General features: G+C 71.7%; 10 protein-coding genes and 1 pseudogene. 10 read left to right on the top strand and 1 reads right to left on the bottom strand.

Features of this window, described 5'->3' with window-relative positions:
* The 10 genes and pseudogenes from ACIRC0_RS34520 to ACIRC0_RS34475 form a co-directional block, all read left to right on the top strand.
* The coding region (locus tag ACIRC0_RS34520; protein WP_403624409.1) for a carbohydrate ABC transporter permease at positions 1–654 on the top strand (654 nt) is incomplete at its 5' end.
* Between the two features lie 122 nt (positions 655–776).
* The gene (locus ACIRC0_RS34515; protein WP_403624407.1) at positions 777–3,002 is read left to right on the top strand and encodes a WD40/YVTN/BNR-like repeat-containing protein; all 2,226 of its coding nucleotides are present in this window, start codon (positions 777–779) and stop codon (positions 3,000–3,002) included.
* A complete protein-coding gene (locus ACIRC0_RS34510; RefSeq protein WP_403624404.1) occupies positions 3,002–4,996 on the top strand; it encodes a beta-galactosidase in 1,995 nt (664 codons plus the stop codon). Before ACIRC0_RS34515 ends, ACIRC0_RS34510 begins: the two co-directional genes overlap by 1 nt.
* A complete protein-coding gene (locus ACIRC0_RS34505) occupies positions 4,993–7,245 on the top strand; it encodes a glycosyl hydrolase family 95 catalytic domain-containing protein (protein ID WP_403624401.1) in 2,253 nt (750 codons plus the stop codon). The genes ACIRC0_RS34510 and ACIRC0_RS34505 overlap by 4 nt, the downstream gene beginning before the upstream one ends.
* Positions 7,227–7,940, top strand: coding sequence for a hypothetical protein (locus ACIRC0_RS34500; protein WP_403624398.1), 714 nt, complete (start codon positions 7,227–7,229; stop codon positions 7,938–7,940). The genes ACIRC0_RS34505 and ACIRC0_RS34500 overlap by 19 nt, the downstream gene beginning before the upstream one ends.
* Before the next feature lie 187 nt (positions 7,941–8,127).
* Positions 8,128–9,897, top strand: coding sequence for an ABC transporter ATP-binding protein (locus tag ACIRC0_RS34495; RefSeq protein WP_403624395.1), 1,770 nt, complete (start codon positions 8,128–8,130; stop codon positions 9,895–9,897).
* Complete coding sequence (locus ACIRC0_RS34490) at positions 9,894–11,687, top strand: ABC transporter ATP-binding protein (protein WP_403624392.1); 1,794 nt, start codon at positions 9,894–9,896, stop codon at positions 11,685–11,687. The genes ACIRC0_RS34495 and ACIRC0_RS34490 overlap by 4 nt, the downstream gene beginning before the upstream one ends.
* Before the next feature lie 117 nt (positions 11,688–11,804).
* A pseudogene (locus ACIRC0_RS34485) lies at positions 11,805–12,110 on the top strand (class I SAM-dependent methyltransferase); the annotation flags it as partial.
* A 363-nt stretch (positions 12,111–12,473) separates the two neighbouring features.
* Positions 12,474–12,596: a pyridoxamine 5'-phosphate oxidase family protein gene (locus tag ACIRC0_RS34480; RefSeq protein WP_403624389.1), complete on the top strand. Its 123-nt coding sequence runs from the start codon at positions 12,474–12,476 to the stop codon at positions 12,594–12,596.
* 66 nt (positions 12,597–12,662) lie between these two features.
* On the top strand, positions 12,663–12,860 hold the full coding sequence (locus tag ACIRC0_RS34475) for a hypothetical protein (protein ID WP_403624386.1): 198 nt from the start codon (positions 12,663–12,665) through the stop codon (positions 12,858–12,860).
* Between the two features lie 103 nt (positions 12,861–12,963).
* Here the strand turns inward: ACIRC0_RS34475 and ACIRC0_RS34470 are convergent, their stop codons facing one another.
* Positions 12,964–15,006: a TIM-barrel domain-containing protein gene (locus ACIRC0_RS34470; protein ID WP_403624383.1), complete on the bottom strand. Its 2,043-nt coding sequence runs from the start codon at positions 15,004–15,006 to the stop codon at positions 12,964–12,966.
* Positions 15,007–15,060: the final 54 nt, after the last annotated feature.

Genomic DNA, 15,060 nt, shown 5'->3' with positions numbered 1-15,060 from the left:
ATGGTCTCGGTCGGCGTCACGCTCGCCGGCACGCTGTTCTCGATGACGGTGTCGGTCCTCGCGGCCTACGGCCTGTCCCGGCCGGGCACTCTGGGCCACCGGTTCTTCCTGATGACCATGATGACGACCATGTTCTTCGGCGCCGGCCTCATCCCGACGTACCTGCTGGTGCAGTCACTGGGGCTCACCGACACCTATCTGTCGCTGATCCTGCCGAGCGCGGTCAGCGTCTTCAACATCCTCGTGCTGCGGGCCTTCTTCATGGGGATCTCCCCCGAACTCACCGAGTCCGCCCGCATCGACGGGGCCAGTGACCTGCGCATCCTGCTGACCATCATCATGCCGCTGTCCCGGGCCGTGCTGGCCGTCATCTCCCTGTTCTACGCGGTCGGGTACTGGAGCGCCTGGTTCAACGCCTCCATCTACCTCACCGACCAGCAGATGATGCCGCTGCAGAACGTGCTCATCCAACTGGTCCAGAAGAACACCGAGGCCCCCACCGGCCTCCAGCAGGCGGTGCGTACGGGGCAGCTCTCCGCACTCGGACTGCAAATGGCCGTCATGGTCCTCGCACTGATCCCCGTCGCGGTCGCCTCCCCCTTCGTCCAACGGCACTTCAAAAAGGGCATGCTCACCGGCGCCATCAAGGGCTGACGCCCGGCGCTCCTCAGTCCCGCCGTGGCCGACCTGTTCCTGCCCCGCGGTCGGCCATGGCGCCTGCAACGCGTCACCTCCCCCCTCCGGGATCTCGCCGAGCCCACAGAACGAGGTAAGTCATGCACGCGTCCCACCCCCTGAGCAGACGTGCCGTCCTCGCCGGAACCGCGGCCGCCGCCGCGCTCACCACCGTCCCCTTCCTCCCCGGGCGCGCGCATGCCGCCGAGACCGCCACGACCGCCGCCGGCCAGGCGTACCGCTGGCGCAACGCCGCCATCGGCGGCACCGGCTTCATCACCGGCGTGCTGTTCCACCCCTCGGTGCGCGGCCTCGCCTACGCCCGCACCGACATCGGCGGTGCCTACCGTTGGGACGACCGTGCCGCCCACTGGACCCCCCTCATCGACCACATGGGCTGGGACGACTGGAACCTCCTGGGCGTCGAGGCCATGGCCGTCGACCCCGCCCACCCCGACCGGCTCTACCTCGCCCTCGGCACGTACACCCAGTCCTGGGCCGGCAATGGAGCGGTGCTGCGCTCCGACGACCGCGGCGCCACCTGGAAGCGCACCGACCTCAACGTGAAGCTCGGCGCCAACGAGGACGGCCGGGGCGCGGGGGAGCGGCTGCTGGTGGACCCGCGGAACAGCGACACCCTGTGGCTGGGCACCCGGCACGACGGGCTGCTGAAGTCGACCGACCGGGGCGCCACCTGGGCAGCCGCGCCCGGATTCCCGCCCTCTCCCTCCGCCTCCGGCCAGGGCGTCGTCCTCCTCGTCGCCGTCGGCCGTACCGTCTATGCCGGCTGGGGCGACTCCGACGGCAGCTCGGCGAACCTGTACCGCACCCCCGACGGCACGACCTGGGAGGCCGTCCCCGGACAGCCCACCGGCACCGCGGCCAAGGTGCCGATCCGCGCCGCGTACGACAGACACACACGCGAGCTGTACGTGACGTACGCCAACGCGCCCGGCCCCAACGGCCAGTCCGACGGCAGCGTCCACAAGCTCCACACCACGAGCGGCAAGTGGACCGAGGTCACCCCCGCCAAGCCGGGCGGCACCGCGAGTGACGGTTCGGCCGACACCTTCGGCTACGGCGGGGTCGCCGTCGACGCCCAGCGCCCCGGCACCGTCGTCGTCTCCACCAACAACCGCTGGGCCGAGGTCGACACCCTGTACCGGACCACCGACGGCGGCCGCACCTGGACGTCCCTGAAGGACAAGGCCGTCCTCGACGTCTCCGAGACCCCGTTCCTCACGTTCGGCGCCGGCAAGCCGAAGTTCGGCTGGTGGATCCAGGCGCTCGCCCTCGACCCGCACGACTCCCGGCACGTCGTCTACGGCACGGGCGCGACCCTCTACGGCACGCGCGACCTGAAGAACTGGGCCCCGCAGATCCGCGGCCTGGAGGAGACGGCCGTACGCCAGCTGATCTCACCCCCGGCCGGAACCGCGCACCTGATCAGTGCATGCGGGGACATCGGCGTGCTGTACCACGAGCGGCTCACGGCGTCCCCGTCGCGCGGCATGGCGACGAACCCCGCGTTCGGGACGGCGACCGGACTTGCGCAGGCCACGAAGAAGCCGTCGTACGTCGTCCGCTCGGGCTGGGGCGACCACGGTAACGGCGCCTACTCGGGCGACGGCGGGCAGACCTGGGCGCCCTTCGCGTCCCAGCCCGCCACCGCCAAGGACGCGCCCGGGCCGATCGCAACCAACGCCGACGGCAGTGTGGTGCTGTGGACCTTCGTGGCCGGGGACGGCACGAGGTACCCGGCGCAGCGTTCGGCGGACAACGGCGCGACCTGGACCGAGATCTCCACCTTCCCGAAGGGCGCCACGCCGGTCGCCGACCCGGTCGATCCCACCCGCTTCTACGTGTTCGACGCCGACACGGGATCGGTCCTCGTCAGCACGGACGGCGGCCTGACCTTCACCGAGGGCGCGACCGGTCTGCCCTTGGGCGACGCCCAGTTCAAGCTGGTCGCCGCCCCCGGGCGCTCCGGTGACCTGTGGCTGAGCACCAAGTGGAACGGGCTGTACCGCTCCACCGACGGCGGTGCCACCTTCTCGAAGGTCAGCAGTTGCTGGGCCTCGTACGTCCTCGGCTTCGGCAAGGCCGCCGACGGCGCCGACTACCCGGCGATCTACCAGGTCGGCTCGACGGAGAGCATCACCGCCGTCTATCGCTCCGACGACGAGGCCAGGACCTGGGTGCGAATCAACGACGACGCCCACCAGTGGGGGTACATCGGCGACGCCATCACCGGTGACCCGCGCGTCTACGGCCGCGTCTACCTCGCCACCAACGGGCGCGGCATCCAGTACGGGGAGCCCGTCTGATGGCCGAAAGAGCACGGCCCACCCTCGCGGACGTCACCCGCGGCCGCATCCTCTTCGGCGGCGACTACAACCCCGAGCAGTGGCCCGAGGAGACCTGGCACGAGGACGTCCGGCTGATGAAGGACGCCGGGGTCAACTCCGTGACGCTGGGTGTCTTCTCCTGGGCGAAGCTCGAACCCCACCCGGGTGCACGGGAGTTCGGCTGGCTGGACACGCTGATGGACCTGATGCACGGCAACGGCATCGGCGTCGTCCTCGCCACTCCCACCTCCTCGCCACCGCCCTGGATGGGCCGGCTGCACCCGGAGACCCTGCCCCGCGACGACGACGGCCGCATCGAGTGGTGGGGCGGCCGTCAGCACTTCTCGCACTCCAGCGCCACCTACCGGCGCTACGCCGCCGCCATCACCGAGGACCTGGCCGCCCGCTACGCCGGCCACCCGGCCCTCACCATGTGGCACATCAACAACGAGTACTGCACCTTCGACTACGGCGACGAGGCGGCCGCGGCGTTCCGCCGCTGGCTCCGCGCCAAGTACGGCACGCTCGAGGCGCTCAACACCGCTTGGGGCACGGCCTTCTGGAGCCAGGGCTACGACAGCTGGGACGGCATCCTGCCGCCCCGGCAGCCCCACTACATGAAGAATCCCACCCAGGTGCTGGACTTCCGGCGCTTCACCTCCGACATGCTCCTGGAGTGCTACGTCGCCGAGCGTGACATCGTCCGCCGGCACACCCCGCACATCCCGGTCACCACCAACTTCATGCCGCTGTGGTTCGGGCAGGACGCCTGGCGCTGGGCCGGGGAGGAGGACGTCGTCTCCGTCGACCTCTACCCCGACCCGCGTGATCCGCTGGGCGCCCAGCACGGCGCGCTCGTCCAGGACCTGACCCGCTCCCAGGCCCGCGGACCCTGGATGCTGATGGAGCAGGCGGCAGGACCCGTCAACTGGCGCGGCGTCAACCACCCCAAGCCCCCGGGCCTGGGCCGCCTCTGGTCCCTCCAGGCCGTCGCCCGCGGCGCCGACGCCGTCTGCTACTTCCAGTGGCGGCAGTCCCGGCAGGGCGCGGAGAAGTTCCACTCGGGCATGGTCAGCCACGCGGGCGAGCAGGGCCGCACCTTCCAAGAGGTCAAGCGGCTCGGCGCGGAGCTGGCGCGGCTCGGAGGCGAGGTGACGGGCAGTCACCTCAAGGCCGATGTGGCGATCCTCCACGACTGGCACTCCTGGTGGGCGGCCGCGCAGGACGGACGCCCCTCCACCGAGATCGACCACTCCGCCGTCCTCCACGCCTGGCACCGCGCCCTCTGGGACGCCCACCTCACCACCGACTTCGCCCACCCCGAGCACGACCTGTCCGCGTACCGTCTCGTCGTCGTCCCGCAGCTCCACCTCCTCACGGACGCCGCGATCGAGAACCTCCTGGGCCACGTCCGCGGCGGCGGCACCCTCGTCTGCGGCTTCCTGACCGGTGTCGCCGACGAGGACGACCGGATACGGCCCGGCGGCATGGACCCACGGCTGCGGGACCTGTTCGGCATCGGCACCCTGCACGAGTGGTGGCCGCTGGACGCCGGGGAGACCGTCGAGTGCGACGGCCCCCGAGGCGGCTTCCGCGGCACCCTGTGGTCCGAAGAACTCGAGGCCGCACGTCCCGACGCCGTGGCCGCCCGCTACAAGGGCGGCGAACTCGACGGACTCCCCGCCGTGCTGCGCACCGGCCGCGCCTGGTACCTGTCCACGCTCCCCGAGCCGGACGCGCTGCGCGACCTGCTCGCGGACATCGCCGCCGACGCGGGCGCACGCCCCGTGCTCGACGATCTGCCCACCGGGGTCGAGGCCGTCCGGCGCGGCGACCTGCTCTTCGTGCTCAACCACCGGCGCGAGCCGGTCCAGGTCACGGTGCCGGGCACCCACCACGACCTGCTCACCGGCGGGACGGTCACGGACACCCTCGCCCTCGGCCGATACGGAGTGGCGGTGCTGCGCCCATGACCGGTGGAGTCATCCATGGAACCTGGGAGCCCCGTCCCGCCGCCCGCTGGGAGGACGCCTTCCTGAGCGGCAACGGCCGACACGGCGCCATGATGTTCGGTGATCCGGAAGACGACCGGGTCATCGTCACGCACCACACCCTCGTACGCCCCAACGGCAGCGAACACGCACGGCCGCCCGAGCTGGCCTCCCGGCTCGCCGACCTCCAGGACCGGCTGCTCGCGGGCGAGACCGCGGCCGCCGAACGCTTCACCGACGGACGGCAGCTGCAGTGGGTGCAGCCGTTCCACCCGGCGTTCCAGACGCGGTTGCGGCGGCCCGCGGCGGAGGGGCGGCGGGACTACCGGCGGTCGGTGGACTTCACCACGGGCGTCACGGCGGCGCGGTGCGCGGGCTGGAGCAGCCGGGTCTTCGTCTCGCGCGCGGACGACGTGATCGTGCAGTACGTGACCGCACCCGGCCCCGTACTCGAGCTGTCCCTCGACCACCGGCTGCCCGGCGCCCCGCGCGACCTGGCCGTCGGCCACGGCACCGTCCTCACCGCCGAGGGCGCCCTCCTCACCCTGCGCGCCCGCTACCCGGGCAGCGACCGCGCCTACACCGGGGTGACGCTGGCCTTCGTCACCGGCGGCACGACCGCCCTCGCCCCGCAGGGCGTACGCATCACCGGCGCCGAGTCGGTGCTGCTGCTGACCCGGGTGCACCGGCACACCGGCGAACTGGACGCCCTCGCGGAGGCACGTGCCCTGCGCGTCCTGCTGCCGTCCGAGGAGCCCTTCGCCGGACTTCTCGACCGCCATCTGGCCCGCCACCGCCCGGCCTACCTCCGCGCCACCCTCGATCTCGACGCGGACGCCGCCGAACGCGCCCTGCCCGGCTCCGAACTCCTCCGGCGCCCCACGAGCGCCGCCCTTGTGGAGCGGCTCTTCGCCGCCGGCCGCTACCACCTGCTCAGCTCCAGCGGCATGCTCCCGCCCCGCCTGACCGGCCTGTGGACCGGCGACTGGAACACGGCGTGGTCCGGTGCGTTCACCACCGACGCCAACCTGAACCTGCAGACCGCCTCCGCGTCGGCGGGCGCCCTGCCCGAGGTCACGGAAGCCCACGCGGCGCTGGTCCACGGCCAACTCGACCACTGGCGGGAGAACGCCCGCGCCGTCCACGGCGCCCGGGGTGTCGTCGCGCCCGCGCACACCGACGGGGAGTCCGGGTACGCGTACCACTTCAGCCGGGAGTACCCGCTGCACCTGTGGACCGCGGGCGCCGACTGGCTGCTCAAGCCGCTCGTCGACCACGACGAGACCTACGGCGGGCAAGACCCGCGCACCGCCGCCGTCCTCGCCGAGGTCGCCGCGTTCTACGAGGACTTCCTCACCCGCACCGACGAGGAGGGACGGCTCGTAGTCGTCCCCTCCTACTCGCCCGAGAACCGGCCTGCGAACGCGAGCTGGGGCGCGATCAACGCCGCCATGGACCTCTCGGCGGCCCGGCACGCGCTGCTCACGGCCGCCTCCTACCACCCGGACCGGGCGGAGGACTGGCGCGCCCTCGCCGACCGCCTGCCGCCGCACCGCGTCAACTCCGACGGCGCGCTCGCCGAATGGGCCTGGCCGGGCCTGGACGACACCTACGACCACCGTCATCTCAGCCACCTCTACGGCGTGTGGCCGCTCGAGGAGATCAACCCCTATGACACGCCCGGCCTCGCCGCGGCCGCCCACCGGGCGCTCGAACTGCGCGGCGCCGAGAACGACTCGGCGCACGGGCACCTGCACCACGCGCTCGTCGCCGCACGTCTGCGCGACGCGGACCGGGTCGCGCACGCCCTCGGCCAGGTGCTGCAAGGCGACTACTTCCATCTCTCCCTGATGAGCGCGCACTACCCGCACCTCGACGTCTACAACGCCGACGCGGCCCACACGCTCCCGGCCGTGCTCATCGAAGCACTCGTCCAGTCGACGCCCGGCCGGCTGGCGCTGCTGCCCGCGCTGCCCGCCGCGTACCCCCGAGGCCGGCTCCTCGGCGTCCGGACCCGGTTCGGCGCCGAACTCGACCTCACCTGGAGCCCCGAGCGCACGACAGCCGTACTGCGCCCCACCCGCAGCTGCCGCGTCGACCTCAGGACTTCCGCCGGCGCGACCCCGCTCGACCTCGTCGCCGGCGAAGACTGCGTCCTCACCCTGGGGCCGCAGGATCAGCAGCAATTCCCCCCACCCATGGAAGGGACACCATGGCAATACGCACGCTGAACAGGCTGACCAAGGCGCTGATCGCCCCCGCGCTCGCGCTCGGCGCCACCGTCGGCATCGCCTCCGCCCCCGCCCAGGCCGCCGTGTGGAACTCCTGCGACCAGTGGGGCAGCACCACACTGAACGGCTACACGCTCTACAACAACATCTGGGGCTCCGGCGCCGGCAGCCAGTGCATCTGGGCCAACTCCGGCACCAACTGGGGCGTGTGGGCGAACCACCCCAACACCGGCGGCATCAAGTCCTACCCGAACGCCAAGAAGGTGATCAACAAGGCGATCACCTCGCTCTCCTCGCTGTCCAGCAGCTACAACGTCACGGTGCCGTCGTCCGGCGCGTACAACACGTCGTACGACATCTGGGACACCGGCTACAAGTACGAGATCATGCTCTGGGTCAACAAGACCGGAGCCGTCGGGCCGCTCGGCACCTCGCAGGGCAACGTGACGCTGGGCGGTCACACCTGGACCGTCTACAAGGGCAACAACGGCTCGAACGACGTCTTCTCGTTCGTCCGCACCTCCAACTCCAGCTCCGGCACCGTCAACATCCTGCCGATCCTCAAGTGGATCAAGGACACCAAGGGCTGGTTCGGCAACGTGACCATCGGAGACGTCCAGTTCGGCTACGAGATCACCTCGTCGTCGGGTGGTCTGGACTTCCAGACGAACAGCCTGACCGTCTCCAGCAGCTGACCGCCGTAAGAAAACCAGGGGCACGGAACCACAGCACCACGGCACCATGAAGCACCGACAGGGAGCCGGTCCCGTCCCGGGGCCGGCTCCACCGTCATCGGAACCCGTGAGGTGACCACTACTGTCCGGCCCACTCACGCAGCGCATCGAGCTGCTCCGCCCGCTCCGCACCGTACCCCGCCCCCTGGTGGCGGGGCTTTCGCTGCTTCTGCTCGCCCAGGCCCTGCTGCCCGCGGCGACCGCGGTGGCCATGGGGCACCTCATCGGCCGCGCCGAACGGTTGACCGGCGACGGAGCCCTCGGCGGCCTTCTATGGCCACTGTCCGCCTTCACCGTCCTCCTCCTCGCCGCGCACCTGCTCGAATCGTTCATCGAACCCCTGGACTGGCTGCTCAAGGCCCGGATCGTCGGCGCCCACCGGGCCGCGCTCCTGCGCCGGGCCGTCTCCGTCCCCACCATCGGCGCCCTGGAGCAGCCGAGGACCCAGCAACTCGTCCAGGCCGCCTCCGCGGACCCGGAGAACTGGACCGAGCGGACCCCGGCCGACGGCGCCGCCGCCCAGCTGCGGTTCATCAGCGCCGCGTGCGGCTTCGTCGCCTCCGCCACCGTGCTGGCCGCCTTCGCGTGGTGGGCGGTGCCCGTGATCCTGCTGCCCGTCGTCGCGCTGCGCATCCGCTCCGTACGCCGCTTCCTGAAGCTGATCCGGCAGTGGCTGACCGGCGCCGACCGCGCCCAGCAGGGCGGGGTGTGGGCGGATGCGGTGACGTCGCCGAGCACCGGGAAGGACGTACGGACCTTCGGCCTGGCCGAGTGGATGCTCGCCGAGCAGCGGCGGCATCTGATGGCCATGTTCGAGCCGCTGTGGCGCCGGACCGTGCGCCTCGTATGGGAGAACATCGGGCACGGACTCGTTGTCCTCGGCTGCCTGCTCGCCGTGTTCGTACCGGCAGCGGCGGGCGGAGCGGACGGCACGCAGTCGGCGGCCCTCGCCACCGCCGTGCTGAGCGCGGGCTGGTCGCTGGTGGCCCTTGTCGACTATGCCGACGGCCGCGATCTCGCCGGGGCCGAGGCCGCGGTCGAAGCCACCGCGGAGCTGGAGAAACTCTTGCCGGTGCCCGTGCCGCGGCAGGGCACCGAGGCCCTCACCGAATGTCCCCTCCGCGTTCGCTTCGAGGGCGTCTCCTTCCGCTACCCCGGCACCGAGCGCACCGTCCTCGATGGCCTGGACCTGGAGATCCGCCCCGGTGAACTCCTCGCCGTGGTCGGTCTCAACGGCGCCGGAAAGTCCACGCTCATCAAGCTGCTCTCCGGGCTGTACGAGCCGACCGGCGGCCGCATCACCGCGAACGGCACCGACCTGGCCTGCCTGGCGCCCGACGCCTGGCGCCGCCTCATCGCGGTTGTCTTCCAGGACTTCGTGCGCTACGAACTCTCCGCCGCCGACAACGTGACGCTCGGCCAGGCCTCCGTCCCCCGCGACGACACCGCGCTCGAAGCCGCCGCCCGCGACGCCGGGCTGACCGCCGTCCTCGAGCGGCTGCCGGGCGGCTGGGACACCCCGCTCGCCCGCTCCCGCACCGACGGCGTCGACCTGTCCGGCGGACAGTGGCAGCAGGTCGTCCTCGCCCGCGCGCTTTACGCCGTGCACACCGGCGCCCGACTCCTCGTACTCGACGAGCCGACCGCCCACCTCGACGTACGCACCGAGTTCGACGTCTTCGACCGGCTCTCGCGGGCTCGCGGCGACGATACCTCCGTCGTCCTGATCTCACACCGCCTGTCCACCGTCCGCCAGGCCGACCGGATCGTGCTCCTCGACGGCGGCCGCATCACCGAGTCCGGCACCCACGACGAACTGATCGCCCGACAGGGCGCGTACGCCGAGATGTTCGCGATCCAGGCCGAACGCTTCCGGCGCGGCCACGAGGACCGCATCGAGGAAGGGGAGTGCCAGTGAGGCGCACACTCGCGCTGTGGGGAGAGCTGTTCGCGCTCTCCTGCCGCCGCATCCCGGCCGCCACCGCGGCCACCCTCTCCGTACTGCTGATCGGCGTGGCCGCGACCACCGGAGTCGCGCTCTCCCTGCGCACCGCCGTGAACGGCGTCACCACCGGCGACCACGACACCGCAGTCCTGGGCGCGGTCTGCGCGGCATGCGCATACGCCGCGACCCACGCCCTGAACAAGAGCGCCCGCTCCCTGATGATCATGTCGACCGAGAAGATCGGGCTGACGGACATCCATGAGGGAATCCACCGCGACATCGCGACCCTGGAGGGCCTGGAGCACCTGGAGCGCACGGACTACCTGGACCGCGTGACCACGGTCCGAACCTCCGCCTGGGGCATCGTCGCCAGCATGTGGAGCGCCATCGCGATCTTCACGGACGTGCTCCAGCTCGTGGTGCTGCTCCTGCTTCTCGGGACGGTCAGCCCCTGGCTGCTGCTCCTGCTGCCCGCCGCCGCGCTCCCGCTGTGGGCCAACGCCCGCGGCCAGCGGCTGATCAACGCGGCCGAGACCGGCACCGCCGAGTACCACCGCGTGCAGCGCCATCTGTTCAAGCTCGGCACGCGCGCGGCGACCGGCAAGGAGCTCAGGGTCGCGGGCGCGGGGGAGGAGATCGTACGGCGGCAGAGCGCGGCCTACGGGAAGGCGGTCGAGGGCCGCTACCGGGCCCGGATGCGCTCCGCATGGCTGCGGGCGGCCGGCTGGACGGTCTTCACGCTCGGCTTCGGCGGGGGCCTCGCGCTCGTCGGCCACCGCACGGCGCAGGGCCTCGGCACGCCCGGCGACCTGGTGCTGACGATCACCGTGGCCGCGGCGCTGCGCCAGTCCGTGCAGCAGGCGGTGATGCGAGCGGGCGGGGCGATCGACTCGATGCGGCTGATCGGCCCGTACCTGTGGCTGCGCGAGTACGCCGCCGAGCACCGGAACCGCACCGCAGGCACGGCGCCCAGCCCGGACGCGCTCCGCGAGGGCATCACCCTCACCGACGTGTCATACGTCTACCCCGGCACGGAACGCCGCGCGCTCGACGGGATCAGCGTCACGCTGCCCGCCGGCGCCGTGATCGCGGTGGTCGGCGAGTTCGGCTCCGGCAAGACGACGCTGGTGAAGCTGCTGTCGAAGTTCTACCGGCCCGACGAGGGGCGGATCACCGTCGACGGAACCGACCTCGCCACGCTCGACACGGACGCCTGGCGGGCCCGGACCAGCGCCGCGTACCAGGACTTCGGGCGCTTCCACACCGTGTTCGCCCAGACCGTCGGACTCGGTGACCTGCCCTACATCGACGACCGCGAGCGGATCGCGGAGGCGGTCCGCGCGGCCGACGCCGAGGGCCTGGCCGCCCGCCTCCCGGAAGGCCTGGACACCCAGCTCGGCCGCGAACTGGGCGGCGTCGACCTCTCCGAAGGCCAGTGGCAGAAGACCGCGCTGGCACGCGCCTCCATGCGCCGCGACCCACTCCTCTTCGTCCTCGACGAACCCACGGCCTCCCTCGACGCCCCGAGCGAACAGGCCATCTTCCAGCGCTACATGGACCGCGCCCGCACCCTGGCCACCCGGACGGGCGCCGTGACCGTCATCGTCTCCCACCGCTTCTCGACAGTGAGCGGCGCCGACCTGATCCTCGTCCTCGACAAGGGCAGACTGACCGAGCACGGCACACACAAGGAACTGCTGGCGCTGGGCGGGCGGTACGCGGATCTGTACGGCATCCAGGCGACTGCGTACGCGGCGCCCTGAGCGGGCCCGGATGCCGGAGGACGGCCCCGATGCGCCCGCCCTCGTCTGATCACTCCCGTCTTCGGCGGGGTCGGACCGATGACCATCGCCGTCCTGCTGGCGCAGACCGTGGAGGGCCGGGCGCAGGAACTGACCGCCCCCGCTGCCCCGGTGACGTTCTCCATCGCGGATGCGCTCACCGGGATCCCCGCCGGTTCCTACGACGCCATCACGTGTGTCGCCGTCATCCACCATCTGCCGTTCACCGACGCGCTCACGACCTTTCGCCGGCACCTGGCACCGGGAGGAACGCTGGTGGTCGTCGGACTGGCTCGCGAGGAGACCCTCGGCGACAACCTGCTCAGTGTCGCCTCCATCCCGCTGAACGCCGCCATGGGCTGGTTCAAGAACAAGGGCCGTACGGCACCACGGCCGGTCTCGATGATCAAGATCTTCTGCGACTGCGCCCCCGCACTCGCCGCCGAACGGTTCCAGCAACGGACCCGCCACCCGGCCACCGGGACCCACAACTGACGCCCGATCAGGTCGCCGAAGGCATCGCCACGATCCGCGCAACCTACCCCGGTGCCTTGCGGCTGGGCGGCCCGCTGCCGACCATCGACACCAGTCAGCCTGTCGACGTCCCGTCGTCGTCAAGGAAGTCCGGGCTCTCCTCGATGCCTGACCGAGGTCCCGACCGAGCGGGCCGGCGCAGGGCGTGGCGGCCTCTGTCGCGGTGCCGGTTGACGGCCGGTATCCGGCCGCCTACCGGATGTCGGCCGCAGGTGGTGAGATGGGCGGATGCTCATGCCCACGCCCGCTGTCCTCGACCGCCTCGCCCGTGAGCGCAACGCCTGGCTGTGCACCGTACGCCCGGACGGTTCTCCTCATGTGACGCCGGTGTGGTTCCTCTACCTCCACGACACATGATGGATCGGTGCCGACGAGGGCGCGGTCAAGGTCCGCAACATCGAGAAGACGTCCCGCGTCTCCCTGGTGCTGGAGGACGGTGACGCGCCCGTAGTGGCGGAGGGCGAAGCGGCTGCGTACCGCGATGCTTTCCCGACGGAGGTCACGGCGGCCTTCACTGCGAAGTACGACTGGGACGTCGCTGCCCCGCGGAGCCCGGGTCGCGGCCGGGTGCTGCTGAAGGTGCCGGTACGCCGCTGGCTGCTGGCGGGCGTCGCCCAGTGACCCCCTTCTGTGCTCCCCGGCCGCGGGGATGACGTCGAGCCCGCACCCACGCATGGCCGAGGGCGGCCGTCCCCCAATGACCGGCCGCCCTCCTCCTATGCGGCTACCCCGCTACCGGCAGCCGCGCCCCGTCCCGCAGGAACAGCGGGATCCGGTCCAGTGGGGCGTCGACCGTCACGGTCGCTCCGCCCTCGTACTCCTCGCCCGTCCAGGCGTCCGTCCAGCGGGCGCCCGCCGGGAGGTACACCGTCCAGGTCGTCGCGCCCGCTTCCAGCACCGGGGCCACCAGCAGGTCCGGGCCGAACAGGTACGCGTCGTCCACCGACCAGGCCGCCTCGTCCCCGGGGAACTCGAGGAACAGCGGGCGCATCACCGGGAGGCCCTCCTCGTGGGCGGCGCGCATCACCTCGAGGACGTACGGCTTGAGGCGTTCGCGCAGGTGGAGGTACTTCTCGAGGATGGCGCCCGCCTCCTCGCCGTACGACCACACCTCGTTCGGGCCGCCCGTCATGTCGGGGCCCAACGGCATGCCCGGGTCGCGGAAGCCGTGCAGGCGCATCAGCGGGGACAGCGCGCCGAACTGGAACCAGCGGACCATGACCTCGCGGTAGGCCTCATCGTCCGGGTCGCCTCCGTGGAAGCCGCCGATGTCGGTGTTCCACCACGGGATGCCGGACAGCGCGGTGTTCAGGCCGGCCGCGATCTGGCGGCGCAGGGTCGCGAAGTCGGTGCCGATGTCGCCGGACCACAGGGCGGCGCCGTAGCGCTGACTGCCCGCCCACGCCGAGCGGTTGAGGGTGACGACGTCCGTCTCACCGGCCGCGACCATGCCCTCGTAGAAGGTGCGGGCGTTCTCGGCCGGGTAGATGTTGCCGACCTCCAGGCCCGGGCCCGCCCAGTAGCGCAGGTTCTCCTGGAAGCCGGGCTTCAGCTCCGGCTCGCAGGCGTCCAGCCAGAACGCCTTGATGCCGTACGCGTCGAGGTAGTTCTCCTTCACCCGTGACCACACGAACTCCCGGGCGTCCGGGTTCGTGGCGTCGTAGAAGGCGACCTGGACGGTGGAGGCGACCTCCTTGTCGGGCCAGTCGGCGTGCGCCAGGGGGCCGTACTGGGTGCCGATGAAGTAGCCGCGCTGCTCCATCACCGGGTGGTTCTCGCTCAGCGGCGACACGGACGGCCAGACGCTCACGACCAGCTTGATGCCGAGCTCGTCCAGCTCCCGCACCATCGCCGCCGGGTCCGGCCACTCCTTGGGATCGAACTTCCACTCGCCCAGGTGCGTCCAGTGGAAGAAGTCGCACACGATCGCGTCGATCGGCAGTCCGCGCCGTTTGTACTCCCTGGCCACGGCGAGGAGTTCGTCCTGGGTACGGTAGCGCAGCTTGCACTGCCAGAAGCCCGCCGCCCACTCCGGGAGCATCGGGGTGCGGCCGGTGACCGCGCTGTACGCGCGCTGCGCCTCGGCCGGGGCGCCCGCGGTGATCCAGTAGTCGATCTGACGGGCCGAGTCGGCCACCCAGCGGGTGCCGTTGCCCGCCAGCTCCACCCGGCCGATCGCCGGGTTGTTCCACAGCAGGGTGTAGCCGCGGCTGGAGGTCAGCACCGGGACGGAGACCTCGGCGTTGCGCTGGACCAGATCGACGACCAGCCCCTTCTGGTCCAGCCGCCCGTGCTGGTGCTGGCCCAGGCCGTACAGCCGCTCGTCGTCGTACGCGGCGAAACGCTGCTCCAGACGGTGGTGGCCGTTGCCGACTGCCGTGAACAGGCGCGGGCCCGGCCACCAGAAGTGGGCGCGCTCCTCGGCCAGCAGCTCGCCGCCGTCCTCCGTGCGCAGGAAGCGGATCAGGCCCTCGGCGTCGACGTCCACCGTGAGCGCGCCGACCGTCAGCCGCCCCCGCCCCTGTTCGATCTTGACGCTGCTCCCGGCGGCCGGCGGCTCGTCGAGCAGGGCGCCCGGCAGCCCGTCGAGGACCGGACCGCCGAGCCGGGCCCGCACGCGCACGGCGTCCGGCCCCCACGGCTCGATGCGTACGGTCTCCTGACGTCCGCTCCACTCCAGCGCACCGTCCCGCTCACGGAAGGTGCCCACGGTGGGGGAGGACTGGGCGAGGCTGACCTTGGGCTGGTTTTCGGCAGGCTGATTCACGGTGGGGTGCTCCTGGAGGGGTGCAGACAGGAAGGTGCCTGGAACTTCGGGCGC

The organism is Streptomyces sp. NPDC093984 (assembly GCF_044764595.1).
GTDB classification, from domain to species: Bacteria; Actinomycetota; Actinomycetes; order Streptomycetales; family Streptomycetaceae; genus Streptomyces; species Streptomyces cynarae.
Note: the sequence above shows the minus strand (reverse complement) of the source record. Positions and strands in the feature narration are given on the sequence as shown.